The 15,037-nt window shown below is 41.8% G+C and carries 13 protein-coding genes; 5 read left to right on the top strand and 8 right to left on the bottom strand.

The window, feature by feature from the left end; translation table 11 throughout:
- Nucleotides 1-2: 2 nt before the first annotated feature.
- From EL17_RS03000 to ccoS, 6 genes are all read right to left on the bottom strand, one after another.
- On the bottom strand, nucleotides 3-434 hold the full coding sequence (locus tag EL17_RS03000) for a FixH family protein (protein ID WP_035069949.1): 432 nt from the start codon (nucleotides 432-434) through the stop codon (nucleotides 3-5).
- Nucleotides 435-539: 105 nt separating this feature from the next.
- Complete coding sequence (gene ccoG, locus EL17_RS02995; RefSeq protein ID WP_035069947.1) at nucleotides 540-1,946, bottom strand: cytochrome c oxidase accessory protein CcoG; 1,407 nt, start codon at nucleotides 1,944-1,946, stop codon at nucleotides 540-542.
- Nucleotides 1,947-2,019: 73 nt separating this feature from the next.
- Entirely contained in the window at nucleotides 2,020-2,904 is an 885-nt protein-coding gene (locus EL17_RS02990) for a cbb3-type cytochrome c oxidase N-terminal domain-containing protein (RefSeq protein ID WP_051719778.1), read from the bottom strand.
- A 49-nt stretch (nucleotides 2,905-2,953) separates the two neighbouring features.
- Nucleotides 2,954-3,148, bottom strand: coding sequence for a CcoQ/FixQ family Cbb3-type cytochrome c oxidase assembly chaperone (locus tag EL17_RS02985; protein ID WP_240485926.1), 195 nt, complete (start codon nucleotides 3,146-3,148; stop codon nucleotides 2,954-2,956).
- A 32-nt stretch (nucleotides 3,149-3,180) separates the two neighbouring features.
- On the bottom strand, nucleotides 3,181-5,379 hold the full coding sequence (gene ccoN / locus EL17_RS02980; RefSeq protein ID WP_035069945.1) for a cytochrome-c oxidase, cbb3-type subunit I: 2,199 nt from the start codon (nucleotides 5,377-5,379) through the stop codon (nucleotides 3,181-3,183).
- 3 nt (nucleotides 5,380-5,382) lie between these two features.
- Nucleotides 5,383-5,619, bottom strand: coding sequence for a cbb3-type cytochrome oxidase assembly protein CcoS (ccoS, locus tag EL17_RS02975; RefSeq protein ID WP_035069943.1), 237 nt, complete (start codon nucleotides 5,617-5,619; stop codon nucleotides 5,383-5,385).
- Nucleotides 5,620-5,834: 215 nt separating this feature from the next.
- Between ccoS and EL17_RS02970 the strand changes: the two genes are divergently transcribed.
- The 5 genes from EL17_RS02970 (at nucleotide 5,835) to EL17_RS02950 (ending at nucleotide 13,660) form a co-directional block, all read left to right on the top strand.
- Nucleotides 5,835-7,235 (top strand): MBL fold metallo-hydrolase RNA specificity domain-containing protein, encoded by a 1,401-nt coding sequence (locus tag EL17_RS02970; protein ID WP_035069941.1) that lies wholly within the window; start codon nucleotides 5,835-5,837, stop codon nucleotides 7,233-7,235.
- A 407-nt stretch (nucleotides 7,236-7,642) separates the two neighbouring features.
- Entirely contained in the window at nucleotides 7,643-8,356 is a 714-nt protein-coding gene (locus EL17_RS02965; protein WP_051719776.1) for a Crp/Fnr family transcriptional regulator, read from the top strand.
- Nucleotides 8,357-8,533: 177 nt separating this feature from the next.
- Nucleotides 8,534-9,358 carry a hypothetical protein gene (locus tag EL17_RS02960; RefSeq protein WP_164674929.1) on the top strand — a complete coding sequence of 275 codons (825 nt, stop codon included), beginning with the start codon at nucleotides 8,534-8,536 and terminating at the stop codon, nucleotides 9,356-9,358.
- Nucleotides 9,359-9,372: 14 nt separating this feature from the next.
- On the top strand, nucleotides 9,373-11,817 hold the full coding sequence (locus EL17_RS02955; RefSeq protein ID WP_035070179.1) for a heavy metal translocating P-type ATPase: 2,445 nt from the start codon (nucleotides 9,373-9,375) through the stop codon (nucleotides 11,815-11,817).
- 55 nt (nucleotides 11,818-11,872) lie between these two features.
- Nucleotides 11,873-13,660 carry a hypothetical protein gene (locus EL17_RS02950; RefSeq protein WP_035069936.1) on the top strand — a complete coding sequence of 596 codons (1,788 nt, stop codon included), beginning with the start codon at nucleotides 11,873-11,875 and terminating at the stop codon, nucleotides 13,658-13,660.
- 175 nt (nucleotides 13,661-13,835) lie between these two features.
- Here the strand turns inward: EL17_RS02950 and EL17_RS02945 are convergent, their stop codons facing one another.
- Together EL17_RS02945 and EL17_RS23855 are read right to left on the bottom strand one after the other, a co-directional pair.
- Nucleotides 13,836-14,219, bottom strand: coding sequence for a GxxExxY protein (locus EL17_RS02945; protein ID WP_035069932.1), 384 nt, complete (start codon nucleotides 14,217-14,219; stop codon nucleotides 13,836-13,838).
- A 584-nt stretch (nucleotides 14,220-14,803) separates the two neighbouring features.
- Nucleotides 14,804-15,037 (bottom strand): hypothetical protein (locus EL17_RS23855; RefSeq protein WP_035069929.1); only part of this gene is annotated, 234 nt, incomplete at its 5' end.

The following is a 15,037-nucleotide window of genomic DNA, read 5'->3' as shown; positions in this document are numbered from 1 at the left end:
GATCAATATAAATTGACTGACTCTTCAGTATAATATTCCATGCCTTCAGCTTCCCAAGAGATTTTTATTTTATAAAACCCTCCGGGCAGAGCGGATGTGGAAATATGCTGTCTGTAATAAATGTCAGGATCTACGTCTCTGATTAAATCAAATTGGGCATCAGAGGGGCGGAAAACCTGTATCTTTCCAGTAATGGGTGATCCGAGTTCCGGAAATTGGATATTGATGCCTCCCTGTTCTGATGTTACTTCTACAGGAACGATCAGAAGCTGGTTATTTTTGATCTTATCGATACGTGTCTGATAATCCAGTTCCTCCTGGTAATAATTTTCCGTCACCAGATCTATGTTTTCCTGAAAAGCTTTCACGACCAGAACCAGCATGAAAGTAACAAAACATACGAAGAAAATAGCGATTCCGTGGCCCCAGTTCATATTTTATTGAATTAAGTTCTTTTTATATGACAAAGATCAGGTAATTCAGTAGAGCAGGTTATGATGTGAATCAACCAAAAAACTGATTATTATCAGTTTTTTGGTTCAGTTTGCCGGGCCGATAAATTTGGTTTTCACCTTTTTCAGTAACCTATCTTCATAGTAAATGCCTATAGTCACCTTCTGAGATACCCCTGATATGTCACTAGGGTTCATATTCAGGAAAATAGCGCCCTCTGCCATACCCTGTTCCGGCAGTTCAAAAAGGTCCCTTCCGACTACTTTGATACTCCCTTTGCCCTCCTCTACTTTCAGCGCGAGGGGCATATGGAGATTGGTTTTATTGATGATTTTCACATTGTAAAGATTGCTGATGCTGCCATCCTCCTGCTGCTGGTACATCATCCCGGGGGTGCGTAGTACGGTAGCGTCTACTTCTGACCGGATGACCAGCAGCCCTGTAAGCAAAGTGCTCAATGATAACAGCACTACCGTATAAGCTATGGTACGGGCACTCCAGTTAAATCCTTTTTTGCTTTCGGCAATATTTTCTTCAGAATCATATCGGATAAGGCCCTTGGCCAATCCTACATTTGCCATAATGCTGTCGCATGCATCGATGCAGGCAGTACAATTGATGCATTCCAGTTGGGTACCGTTACGAATGTCTATACCGGTAGGGCAGACGTTTACGCAAAGTTTACAGTCCACACAATCTCCTTTGTCCAGAGTAGCACGGTCTTCACCTTTACGGATCTTGCCCCTGTTTTCTCCCCGTTTATAGTCATAGGTTACTACTATGGACTTTTTGTCTAGTAATACGCCCTGCATCCTTCCATAAGGGCAGACATTGGTGCAGACCTGTTCTCTGAAAATCGCAAAGACATAATAAAAAACAAAAGTAAAAATGATGATGGTAATAAAACCGCTTAAATGTAATGTAGGAGGTTCTGATATGATCTTTAGCAGCTCATCGCTGCCGATGATATAGGCTAAAAAAGTATTGGCGATGATAAAGGATACTATAAAGAACACCAGGTGTTTTGTACTCTTTTTTAAAATCTTTTCCGTGTTCCACTGTAGTTTATCCAGCTTTTTCTGAGCGGTCCAGTCTCCTTCTATGACATACTCTATCCTCCGGAATACCCCTTCCATAAAAATGGTCTGGGGACATATCCATCCACAGAATATCCTGCCATACACCACTGTAAATAAGACAATGCATACAAACCCCACGATAGTAGCCAATCCGAAGAGATAAAAATCCTGCGGCCAAAAAATCTGACCAAAAATAATAAACTTCCTGTCGAGCAAATTAAGCATCAGTACAGGCTGCCCATTTATCCGCAGGAAAGGTCCTATAAAAAGAACAGTTAATAAAATTGCATTTACCACAGTCCGCCAATTGGTGAATGTCCCCTTTGGCTTCTTTGGGTATATCCATACCCTTTTTCCAGCATGATCTACTGTAGAAATCTTGTCTCTAAAATCTTCTGAAGCGATGGTTGGCATGGGGATTTTTGATTTACGATGTAGGATTTATGATTTCAGCTCAACCTGAAATCACAAATCCCACATCTGAATTTTATCTTTGGTGGAAGTCGCCTTGTGGTTCTTTTGGATTGGCAGGGTCACTTCCTTCTTTACTGATGATATAACTGGTGACCTGCTGGATCTGGGAAGGAGAAAGTTGCCCTTTCCAGGCGATCATCCCTTTGGCAGGAACCCCGTCACGGATTACCTTGAATATATCTCCAACACTACCTCCATGTAACCAGTAAGCATCTGTGAGGTTAGGTCCGACAGTACCTTGTAGCGCTGATCCATGACAGGCAGCACAATTGCTGTCATAAATACTTTTTCCTAGTGAAATGGAGGCATCGTCATTCAGGTAAGTTACATTGGTCTCATTTAAAGCTCCTCCCTTTGATTCAATGTATGCATCTATCCTGGCTTTGGCTTCTGTCATCTCTGTTTCATACTCTTCGGCCTGGAGTTCACCAAAGCCAAATATGTGGAATATGCTCATATACACTAAGGCAAAGACGATGCTGGCTGCAAACAAAGCTTTCCACCAGGGAGGTAAGCTATTGTCCAATTCTACTATCCCATCATACTCGTGATCAGTCATCACCTCATGCTCCCTTTCTACAGGTACTGCATCAGTAAGCCTATGGTTCCATTTTTCCCAGAAGCTGGGCTGAAGGGCATTTTTAGCTTGTTCTATGGGGGATGGCACTATTGTCAAAGATTTACGAAGGGCGTAAAATGCGATCAGTAGTCCACCTAGTGATAGAATCACCGCAGCGGTCATGAATATGACAATACCCAACATCACTTCCTCAAAAGTAATCTCCATATAGTTGATTGTCGGTTGCTGTTGGGCAAATGTAGCGATAGGGGAGAGGAGCAGGGCCATTCCGGCCAAGCCACCTTTCTTTGTAATTTTAAAGCAATTCAAAGTTTCCATCTGATTATAATTTTAAGTTTGACCAGTGCCGGTTAAAGCACTTTTGACATTATTTGTCTGATGGCTTTATTTTGAACAGGTCAGCCTCCTCACCCGGTGTTTCATCTTCTAATGGGAGATGGGATACGCTGCTGAAGTATTCTTTCTTAGCTGACACTGCCCATAGGATCAGCACAGAAAAGAAGATAAAGAATACAAGCAGGGAAAAAATGGGATAGATCTCTATCCCAAGTATTGAATCCATATGTGATTTTACAAATTTCAGCATCGTCTGGTTTATTTAATTTCGTAGGATTTATAGACTTTATTCGCATCAGCTTTGATATCGGTACCCAATCGCTGCATGTAGGCAATCAGGGCGATGATCTCCTTATCACTCTTCACCTGAATGCCACTCGCTGCCAGGTTAGCCACTATTTCGTTGGCTTGGTCGTTCATATCAGATACTGCTCTTGATTCGTATCCCTCAGGATAAGGCACACCCAGTTTTCTCATGACTGTGATTTTAGCTTCGGTGCTTTCTACATCTATGTCTTTTTCAAACAGCCATGGGTATGGAGGCATGATAGATCCAGGTGACATGGATTCTGGTTCCAGCATGTGATGGTAGTGCCAGCTGTCAGGATACTTGCCGCCCAGTCTTAATAGATCAGGTCCTGTTCGTTTAGATCCCCATAGGAACGGGTGATCATATACAAATTCCCCTGCTTTGGCATATTCCCCATATCGCTCAGTCTCACTTCTGAATGGTCTCACCATCTGCGAGTGACAGTTATTACATCCTTCTTTGATATAGATATCCCGACCGTGGAGCTCCAGAGAAGTGTATGGTTTCACACTTTCGATACTAGGTATATTGGAATCTATCAGGAAGGTCGGGACCATTTCCACTGCTCCGCCTATCATGATCACGATAAGAGAGCCTACCAGCAACTGAACCGGACGTCTTTCGATCCATCTGTGCCAGTGTTCGCCTTTTGGCTTTTCGTAAGCTTCGCTTAATGGAGCTGCTTCGGCTGCTTCATTTTTAAGGAAGTTACCTTTTCTGGAAGTCATGAAGAGGTTGTAACCCATTAGAAGAGCTCCTATGATAAATAAGCCACCACCACCAGCACGAAGAGCATACATCGGCTTAAGCTGTGTCACTGTCTCCAGGAAGTTAGGATAAGCCAACATGCCTTCGGCAGTAAATTCTTTCCACATCAAGCTTTGGGTAAAACCAGCCCAGTACATCGGAAGGGCATAGACCAGGATACCAAGTGTAGCGATCCAAAAGTGGACATTTGCCAGCTTTTTAGAATATATCTCGGTTCTATAAAGTCTCGGGATAAGCCAGTAAAGCATACCAAAGGTCAGCATACCGTTCCAGCCCAGTCCCCCCACGTGAACGTGTGCTACGGTCCAGTCGGTAAAGTGGCTAATGGCATTTACGTTTTTAAGAGAAAGCATAGGGCCTTCGAAGGTAGCCATACCATAAGCAGTTATAGCCACTACCATAAATTTCAGTACAGGATCCTCTCTTACCCGGTCCCACGCACCTCTTAGTGTAAGCAGGCCATTGAGCATCCCGCCCCAGCTTGGTGCTAGTAACATAATGCTGAATACCACACCCAGTGACTGTGCCCAATCCGGAAGAGCATTATATAATAAGTGGTGAGGTCCCGCCCAGATGTATAAGAATATAAGCGCCCAGAAATGGATGATCGATAATTTGTAAGAATATACCGGTCTATTGGCTGCTTTAGGCACAAAATAATACATAAGACCCAGGTACGGGGTAGTCAGGAAAAATGCCACCGCATTGTGCCCATACCACCACTGTACCAGTGCATCCTGTACCCCTGCATAGGCACTATAGCTTTTCATAAAACTGATAGGAAGACCAAAGGAGTTTACTATATGAAGTACCGCAACAGTCACAAAAGTGGCTATGTAAAACCAGATGGCCACATACAGGTGCCGTACACGTCTTTTAAGAATAGTGGCAAACATGTTCCAGCCAAAAACTACCCAGATCAGCGTGATGGCAATGTCAATAGGCCACTCCAGTTCCGCATACTCCTTAGATGAGGTAAATCCGAGCGGCAGGGTGATGACCGCCGATATGATGATCAGCTGCCATCCCCAGAAGTTGATCTTGCTGAGTATGTCACTGTACATCCTGGTCTTGCAGAGTCTCTGAAGAGAGTAATATACCCCGGTAAAGATACCGTTGCCCACAAAGGCAAAAATCACTGCATTGGTATGCAGCGGACGGATACGGCCAAAGGAGGTGTATTCCATTCCCATATTCAGCTCGGGGAAAACCAGCTGCAAGGCAGCCAAAAGACCCACCAGCATACCGATCACACCCCAGATCATGGTGGCGTTGGCAAACATCCTTACGATGTCATTGTCATAAAAGTAGCTGTCCAGTTCGAGTTTTAAACCTTTTGGCCGCTCATGATCAGGTCTTTGAAGTAGTTGCGTACTCATATTTTAATTAGATTTATTGTGTTGCGTGTTTTTTTTATCCTTTATATTTTTTGAAGCTCCCTTTTCATAGTTAAGGTTTCTATATGTATCATCACTGATCGGCTTGTCTTCAAACAGCATCCTTACAGAAGGGGTATAATCATCTTCATATTGGCCCGAATTCGTCGCCCAAAGAAATGCCAGAAGAAATCCCAAAGCGACCAGTAAGCTTATGGCTATTAAAACAAATAATGCACTCATAGACAGTTTCTTTAGGTTTATGCAAAATTGAAGTAAATCCGTAATGCTAGTTATGATCGTCATCAGATGAATACATGACTTTTGTCAGTTTTATGCGGCTGTTAAAATTCAAGATTCTCTATTATCATTTATTAATTTGATAGAGATGTTCTCTTGTTATTTAGGTTTTGGCTATAGATAAAATTTTTCTAACTTTCTAATCAAATAATATCGCTATGAATATTAGAGTTAAATTTTTGGGTGGTGCCAAGTCGGTGACTGGTTCTAAATTTTTATTGGAAATAGATAATCTTAATATTTTGGTAGACTGTGGCCTTTTTCAGGGATTGAAAGATCTGCGTTTGCGTAATTGGGCCCCATTACCTATAGATCCAAAAGAAATTGATATGGTGCTGCTGACCCATGCCCATATAGACCATTCCGGTTATTTGCCCAAATTGGTTAAGGATGGATTTGGCGGTCCTATAATTTGTACTGAGCCAACCATGGAATTGGTAAAAATTTTACTGAGAGATGCAGGTAAGCTACAGGAAGAGGAGGCCGCCTATGCCCAGAAAAAAGGCTATTCAAAACACGAAAAGCCGCAGGCATTATTTACTATTGAAGATGCAGAAAGGGTTTATCCTTTGCTGCAGCCCATTGACTTTGAGCAGGAAGTAAGTGTTCATGCAGGGATCTCTCTCACAGCATATAATGCCGGCCATATCCTCGGTGCTGCTATACTCAAATTGAAAGTTAAAGGAAATAGTCAGGAAAAAAGATTGGTATTCTCGGGGGATTTGGGAAGATTTCAGGACCCCCTCATGAACTCTCCGGTTCTATTGCCTTATGTAGATGTTCTCTTTGTGGAGGCTACTTATGGGAATAGGAAGAATGAAACCCATTCGGTGGAGGATCAATTGGCAGCAGCCATTAAATCTACCTTTAGAAAAGGAGGGGTGGCACTGATCCCTTCATTTGCAGTAGGAAGAACCCAGATGATATTGTACTACCTACACAGGCTTCAGCAAAAGGGGAAAATACCCCACGTACCCATTTATGTAGACAGTCCTATGGCGATAGATGTTACTGCTCTATATAAAAAGTTCAGCCACTACCACCGGTTAGGACCCATGTTTCAGGAAGAAGGTGCCAATCCCTTTTTGCATAAAAACCTACATTACTACCAGTCACAAGAAGCCTCTCTATCACTTAATACGCTGCGTACCGATGCTATTATCATCTCTGCCGGCGGGATGGTAACAGGGGGCAGGATTCTTCATCACTTATATAATAGGCTTCCAAATTCCGAAGACAGTGTAATATTCGTAGGCTATCAGGCTGAAGGTACCAGGGGAAGAAGGTTGTTGGATGGGGAACCTTCTATCAGGATGTATGGTATAGATGTACAGGTAAAGGCGCAGATTCATTACGTTTCAGGACTATCTGCCCATGCGGATCAAACTGAGTTGATAGAATGGATGAATGGGTTTAATCAGCGACCTAAGATGACTTTTTTGGTTCACGGGGAAGAAGCAGCATCAGAAGAACTGAAAGAAGTGATGCAGACCGAACTGGGCTGGGAGGCTATTATACCTAATTATATGGAGTCATTCGAGCTATTTAGTGGGATATAGAGGTGATGTATGATGGAGTATCAGTGGGTATAAAGATATTAATATTATAAAAAGCATAAACGGTCCTATAGTTTTATCTTTTCTTTATTTGGTTCTAAAACCCTTTTGAGCTTCACACGGATTAACTATTATTTAGTCCTTTGGTGAATTATGTGAACAATAAGCAATCCCGAGCCTTGGCGAAGGCATACCCCATAACCAAACTATTCTTTCAATGTCATAATATATCCTCTTTTTTTAAACAGCTTTTCTTTAAAAAAACATAAGATAAATCATCTTTTATTGAATTTTATGGATCAAGTTTATAAATTAGGGTGTTAAGTGATTGCGGATACTTTATGTGATAAGAATGTGTTTCCGACGAAATTGACGTATCTTTGTATTCATATTTTTAACTGACTTATTTTATGGGACAAAAAAAAGCTGTACAGATATCATGTTTGGATTGCCAAAGCAAGAACAAATCATTATTTGGGGTGCTTTGTTCTCATGAGTTGTCTATGGTATCTGATGCGAAATCATGTACTAACTATAAAAAAGGGCAGGTGCTGTTCCACGAAGGTACCAGGCCGCTAGGTGTATTCTGTATCAATACAGGAAAGGTGAAGGTATATAGGGTAGGTGCCGACGGAAAAGAACAGATCATGAAGATCACCAAAGAAGGCGATGTACTTGGATACAAAGCTATGATCAGCGAGGAACACTACCCCGTGACTGCCGAAACATTGGAGGACTGCACCATCTGCTTTGTTCCTAAAAATGATTTTTTGAGTTTACTCACCGAGAACCCCGGCTTTAACAAAAAACTCCTTCAGACCGTATGTCAGGAACTGGGCATCATGTCCGAGAAGCTGACCAATCTTGCCCAGAAATCTGTTAGGGAGAGGTTGGCTATTACCCTACTTATGCTTAAGGAAACCTACGGCATGGAAGGTGGTGAAAATGAGTCCGTAGAGATCAACCTCACCAGAGAAGACCTGGCCAATATAGTGGGGACCGCCACCGAAACCCTCATCCGTCTGCTTCACGACTTCAAAGAAGAAAACCTCATCTCCACCAAAGGAAGAAAGATCAATGTCGAAAATTCCAAAGGACTGGTAAAAGCGGCGGGTGTGATGTGATTTTTGATTGGGGATTTAGGATTTAATTCGATCTGAAATCATAAATCTAAAATCATCATTCTCTAAAACTGACAAAAATCAGTTTTTCCCTTGATTGCCATCATATAAATCCGTGCGCCTTGTCCTCATCTTTGCTATGGGTAAAGTCAGCTATTGAGCAGACTTAAAAGCAAAAGAATGAACAGGATAAAAGTAGTTTTGGGATTTGGAGGAAGTAGCTTCGATAAGCGGGAACTCGACGGGATTTTCAAATTTCTTCCCCACAGCAATATGCTCTATGTAGGAGCGGTGATCAATGATCTGGACGGAATACCGTTGATTATGCCCTGTGCAGGGGGCAAATGTGGTAATAATGTAGCCTGTGTTCAGAAGAAGGAAAAAAAGGCCAGACAGGAATTATATGCCTACTTATCCGAAAAATGCGAAGAAACGGCCTGCAAGTACATCATTCATAAAGATGAAGGTTGCATGCCACAGGAACTCATTAGGGAAACGCAGTACGCGGATCTTTTAATTATCAATCAAGAGACGTATAATGCCACTGTCATCAATGAAGGCGAATCCATACCTTTTAGAATCCTTTTAGAACTGGCAGGATGCCCGGTTTTGGTACTGCCTAAAGATATAGCCAATATCGAGCAGGTGGTGATGACATTTGATGGCACTGCTATAGCTATGCGGGGCATCAAGCAGTTCAGCTACCTGCTTCCGGATGTAGGTAATCGCCTTCCCGTCACCGTGCTGACTACTTACTGCGAGGAAGGCCCTCCATCCATTGAAGAAAAACTTTTTATCGAATACCTAAAGCAGCATTTCACCAATCTAGCGCTTCACAAGTTATGTGATGATACCGAGCATACCATATATAGTGCTGTTGGAGTAGATGCCAACACCTTATTAGTAGTCAATAATCCATCTCCCCAAAATCTACCTATCCTTACGAAGTTGCTGGACTGTGAAGAAGTGATGTCACCGATTAAATTATTTACCCGAGCCGGGTAGTAAAAATGGATATAATGGTGGAGATATTGGAAAAAACTACATGTTATCACTGCGGGGAGGACTGCAGAGATGAGCAGATCGGTGTCGATGGAAAGTCTTTTTGCTGCCAGGGATGTCATACGGTATACGATATACTGAAAGGTAATGACATGGAAGCCTATTATGCCATGGAGCAATCCCCGGGGTCTAAATTAACTGAAAAAAACAGGGACCGCTGGGCATATCTTGACCATGAAGAAGTACAGAAAAAACTCATTACCTTCAAGGATAGCAGGATCAGCAAAGCTACATTTTATATTCCCGCCATCCACTGCAGCTCATGCATCTGGCTCTTGGAAAATCTACATAAGCTGAATCCCCATATCCGCTCTTCCATGGTCAATTTTACCAAGAAAGAAGTCAGCATCAATTGGGATGACAATGAAATCAGCCTTAGAAAGGTAGTGGAACTGCTGGGCAGTCTGGGATATGATCCAGATATAAGCCTCCATCAAAACAAGAAAAAAATCCCCAAAAAAGATAAAAGTGCCTATATCAAAATAGGAGTGGCCGGATTCTGCTTTGGCAATATCATGATGCTGAGCCTTCCAGAATACCTTGACAGTAAAAATCTTGTAGAAGAAAATTACAGGTTGTTTTTTACTTACCTGAACCTCGTGCTGGTCTTGCCAGTAGTGTTCTATTCTGCGAGTGATTTCTACAGGTCGGCCTGGAATGGACTTAAATATAAATACCTGAATCTTGACCTTACCATTGCTCTAGGCATACTGGTTATCTTTGGCCGCAGTGCCTATGAAATGCTTACCCATATAGGAGCAGGCTATATGGACAGCTTGTCCGGCTTGGTGTTTTTTTTATTGATAGGGAAATGGTATCAGAGTAAAACCTATGAAGCCCTTGGGTTTGAACGGGATTACAACAGTTACTTTCCTGTAGCCGCTACCCGGATCAGGGATGGGGAGGAAGAGACTGTGTTGCTTAAGGATTTACAGACAGGAGATAGGATCCTGATCAGAAATCAGGAATTGATTCCTGCTGATGCCATGCTGATCAAAGGGGAAGGCAAAGTGGACTATGCATTTGTAACAGGAGAGTCAGATCCCATCGATAAGAAGTGCGGTGACTTTATGTATGCCGGGGGTAGGCAGACCGGCGGCATGCTGGAAGTGGAAATTCAGAAACCCGTAGAGAGCAGCTACCTCACCCAACTCTGGAACCAGGAGGTTTTCCGCAAGGATAATCCGCACAAGCTTTCGGCCCTAGTTCAGAGTCTTAGCCGAAGGTTTACCTTCTTTATCATCTTATTAAGTATTATTACCGCTATCAGTTGGTATTTCATCGATCCCTCAAAGATCTGGAATACTGTTACGGCGGTATTGATAGTCGCCTGTCCCTGCGCCTTGGCTTTGGTCATACCATTCTCATTTGGCAATACGCTAAGAATTTTGGGCAAGTGGGGATTGTATCTAAAAAGTGCGGGAGCTGTGGAGGCTTTGGCTACTACAGATACGCTGGTCTTTGATAAAACCGGTACCATCACGCATAAAAATAAAGGCAAGCTAAACTATACAGGTTCTATAGATGCTGCATCCCGCGCTGCGGTAAAATCACTTACCCGTAATTCCACCCATCCCCTTAGTCAGGCTATATATACCAGCTTAAAGAAAGAGGATTTGATGGAGGTAGAAGATTTTCAGGAAGTAGCTGGTGGCGGGGTCAGTGGAACAGTAAATGGGCATGGGTATAAGATTGGTTCAGCAGATTTCGTGGGTGCCTCTTCGACCGATAATGCAAGTGGCGCTACTCGCGTCTATGTGTCGCATGAAGGAAAGGTCCTTGGACACTTCGAATTCAGCAGTGAATATAGGGAAGGTCTTAATGAGTTGCTCGAAGAGCTTAAACAAGAAAACTACGGACTCCATCTGATCAGCGGGGACAATGACCGGGAAAAGGAAAGGCTGAAAGTATATTTTGATCAGTTGCACTTTAACCAGCATCCGATGGATAAGCTGCAGTATATTCGAAACCTTAAAGATAAAGGCAAGAATGTCCTAATGGTAGGCGATGGGCTAAATGATGCAGGGGCTCTTAAAGAAAGTCAGTTGGGTATCAGTGTCAGTGATGATGTCTACCACTTTTCTCCGGCATGTGACGTGATCATGGATGCCAAAAGCTTTGGTAAAATCCTCAAAAGCATGAAACTAGCCAAAAGCAGCATGAAGGTGATCAATATTGCATTTATCCTGTCCTTTTTATATAATGTTATTGGTTTGAGCTTTGCCGTAACTGCCCAGCTCAGCCCGATTGTGTGTGCTATTCTGATGCCTCTCAGTTCGGTCACTATAGTATTATTTGTGACCATTGCGATCAGGTACCTGGCACAGCGCATGGAAAATTCGCCAAAGGCAGTTCCCGAAACAAATCCCAAAATCAACTCTGTACTTCAGGAAGTGGCCTAACGCCACTTTGCTGTTTGTGAAATTTTAAATAAATAATCATAAAGAAATTAGAATAATGATGTCAGCACCACTAAAACACAGTTTTCATATTCCGGTAATGGGAATCGGATTTACTATAGATACGCCTATCAAGGTGGCTCCCTATGGTATATCCTCAGCCATTTCTTTGGTAGATGATATGCTGATTGAGAAGATGAGGGGGTACTATTGCCGGCAGGCAAATATTCCCTATCAGCAGATCACCAAACATATGGATGATTTCAGAGCCAAAAGGATTACTGCCTATTTAGATATGATGGATGAATTGGTGAGGAAAAAGTTTGATGAAATAAAAGAAGCGGTAAACTCCAGTCAGTTTGAAAAATATATCAAAATGATGCCTAACATACTTCAGGTCGGCATCCAAAAGATGGTAGCTGATAATGAGGACAGGGCAGATAAAATTTGGGATTGGGTGAAGTCAAATCTATCCATGGGCAGCATAGATGTCAATATCATGACCAAGCTGGACAAGGATAATTATAAAGGTGATGAAAAATTACCAGTGGATTATAATGATGCTCATGCAGCACTTAGAGGATTTGCCAAAAGTAAACTGGAAAGTTCCATCGTACTATCTGCAGGGATGAACCCCAGGCTATATAGTTACTTCGAAAACTTCGAAGATTTTTTCCCCAATGTAGAGGGAAAATTCAAGAAAAAAATAATCCTAAAAGTCAGTGACTACCGATCAGCTCTGATACAAGGAAAATTTCTTGCCAAAAAAGGCCTTTGGGTATCAGAATACAGGATAGAGTCAGGACTTAACTGTGGAGGTCATGCCTTTGCCACGGATGGCTATCTGATGGGACCTATCTTGGAAGAGTTCAAAAATAATAGAGATTCATTGATTGAAACTACTGCCGAACTATTATATAAAGCTTTAGAAGATCAGGGTAAAACTGTTCCTTCTGAAGCACCAGCTTTACGGATTACCGCACAGGGTGGGGTAGGCACTGCCCGTGAACATGAGTTTTTGCTTGAGCAGTATAATCTTGATTCCATAGGCTGGGGCACTCCATTTTTATTAGTACCAGAGGCAGTGAGCATTGACCCCAAAACGCTTCGTCTCATCAGTGAAGCGAAGGAAGAAGATCTATATTTAAGTGATATTTCACCGCTTGGCGTACCATTTAACAATGTCCGTGGAAATACCATCGATATTGAAAAAGAGAAGAATATTATCAAAGGAAGACCTGGCAGCTCATGTCCTAAAAAATACGCTTCTTTAAACACAGAGTTCACCGAAAAAGTAATCTGCACCGCATCAAGACAGTATCAAAATCTGAAAATAAAAGAACTGAATGAGTTGGATCTGGATAAGCAGACTTATGACCGTGAGTTTGACCGTATCACTGTCAAGTCATGTGTCTGTAAAGGATTAGGAACAGCTGCTTTGGTGGCAAATGATATAGAGAGGAAGGTAGAGGGAGAGGGCATATCCATCTGCCCAGGACCGAATATGGCCTATTATTCCCAAGAAGTCTCCCTGGCCAAAATGGTGGACCATATCTACGGCCGTGACAATGTGATGGTAAGAAAGGACAGACCCTTTGTTTTTGTAAAAGAGTTGTCACTCTACGTGGCTTATTTTAAGAGCAAGCTGGAGGAAATATATGAACCGATGACACCAAAGCAGATCAAATATTTTGATAATTTCCGTAAAAATTTGAATGAGGGGATAAGCTATTATAGATCGCTCATTCGAAAAGAAAATTTCGGGAAATTATTTGATGTGGAGGCTATTTCATCAGAATTGTATAGGCTGGAAGAGGAGTTGAACGGAGTTTTGTTGAACGTTTAATTTGTTTTCACGCAGGTCGCAGAGAACGTAGAGACAAAAGATTTTATAAAAAGATGTATATAGGGGGCTTCCTGAAAATCCTTTGTCTCGCGTCTTGCGACTCTGCGTACTTATTTTTGTCTTAGCACTATGTATCTAATCGCACTCGGCTCTGCAGGGGTAGGTGCCTTTTGATTTATAATCCATTAACAATCCGCTTAATGCCAGTCTTAATCAGGGCTACTTTGAAGTTTATCAATAAACCAAGTTTCTTTTTCGATAATCTTAAATATGTCAATAACTGTTTATAATGAACTGGATGCAAATTTTCGATTGATTTGATTTCTACGATCACTTTTTGTTCAACAATTAAATCAGCTATGAAACCATTTCCTATACTGGCTCCTCTCCATTTGATAGGGACAGGGACTTGGTTCTCTACCAGCAATCCTTTATTCTGCAGTTCAATTATTAAAATTTTTTCATAAACAGATTCAAATAAACCCGGTCCTAATTGGGAATGAATATACAAGCAAGAATCTACAATTTCTCCTGAAATTTCATTATCTAATTGACTCATAGTAAATAGTTTAAATGGCGAAAAAAAATTTAAACTAATATAGATCAATTATTGATGATAACTGGTAAATAAATTATTATCATTCGGAGACTTAAAATAAATGAGTTTCGCGCAGAGACGCAGAGAACTCAGAGGGGTTTTTTACACGGAAGCGCAGAGAAATGATTTCACGGAGAGCCGCGGAGGGCGCAGAGAAAAGAGGTTTTCTTAAAGAAGTGCAGAACGATAATGGATACCTACCTAATTTTTTTTTCTTCTATTCTCTCGCGTCTCTGCGCCTCTGCGTGCTATATCTCTCTTGTTTTTACGTGCTATTATTTTAATCTCTCTCATTTTAGCGTACTATCACTTACCAAGCTGATGCTTTGGATATGAAAACCATGTCTTTTTCCCGGATTATCGATGCCTGGTCCAACAGATATCTGCAAACCTTCGGTTTTTGATAAGTCCAAAGGATTATTTAGAGGACTTTCAAAAAAAATATGAGTTTCTCGCAGAGACGCTGAGAACGCAGAGAAAAAAAGTTTTGCGCAGAACTGTAAATGGCTCATAGGAAAAGATTGATTAGTACAGATGGGCAAGTTTTATTTGAATAAAAAACATACAAAAACCGGGAATAAGGCCGCAATTATCCCTAGCGTTTCTGCGTGTAATATATACTGCATCCTCTTTTTTACCAGACTAATGCTTTGTAGCACAAAGCCCTTTCTTGATCCAGGCTCATTTACTCCTGGTCCAACAGGTATCTGCAAACCTTTGATTTTTGATAAGTCCAAAGGATTATTTAGAGGACTTTCAAAAAAATATGAGTTTCTCGC

The organism is Anditalea andensis, assembly GCF_000714815.1.
GTDB lineage: Bacteria > Bacteroidota > Bacteroidia > Cytophagales > Cyclobacteriaceae > Anditalea > Anditalea andensis.
The sequence above is the reverse complement of the archived record's forward strand: the minus strand, read 5'-3'. Positions and strand labels throughout refer to the sequence as shown.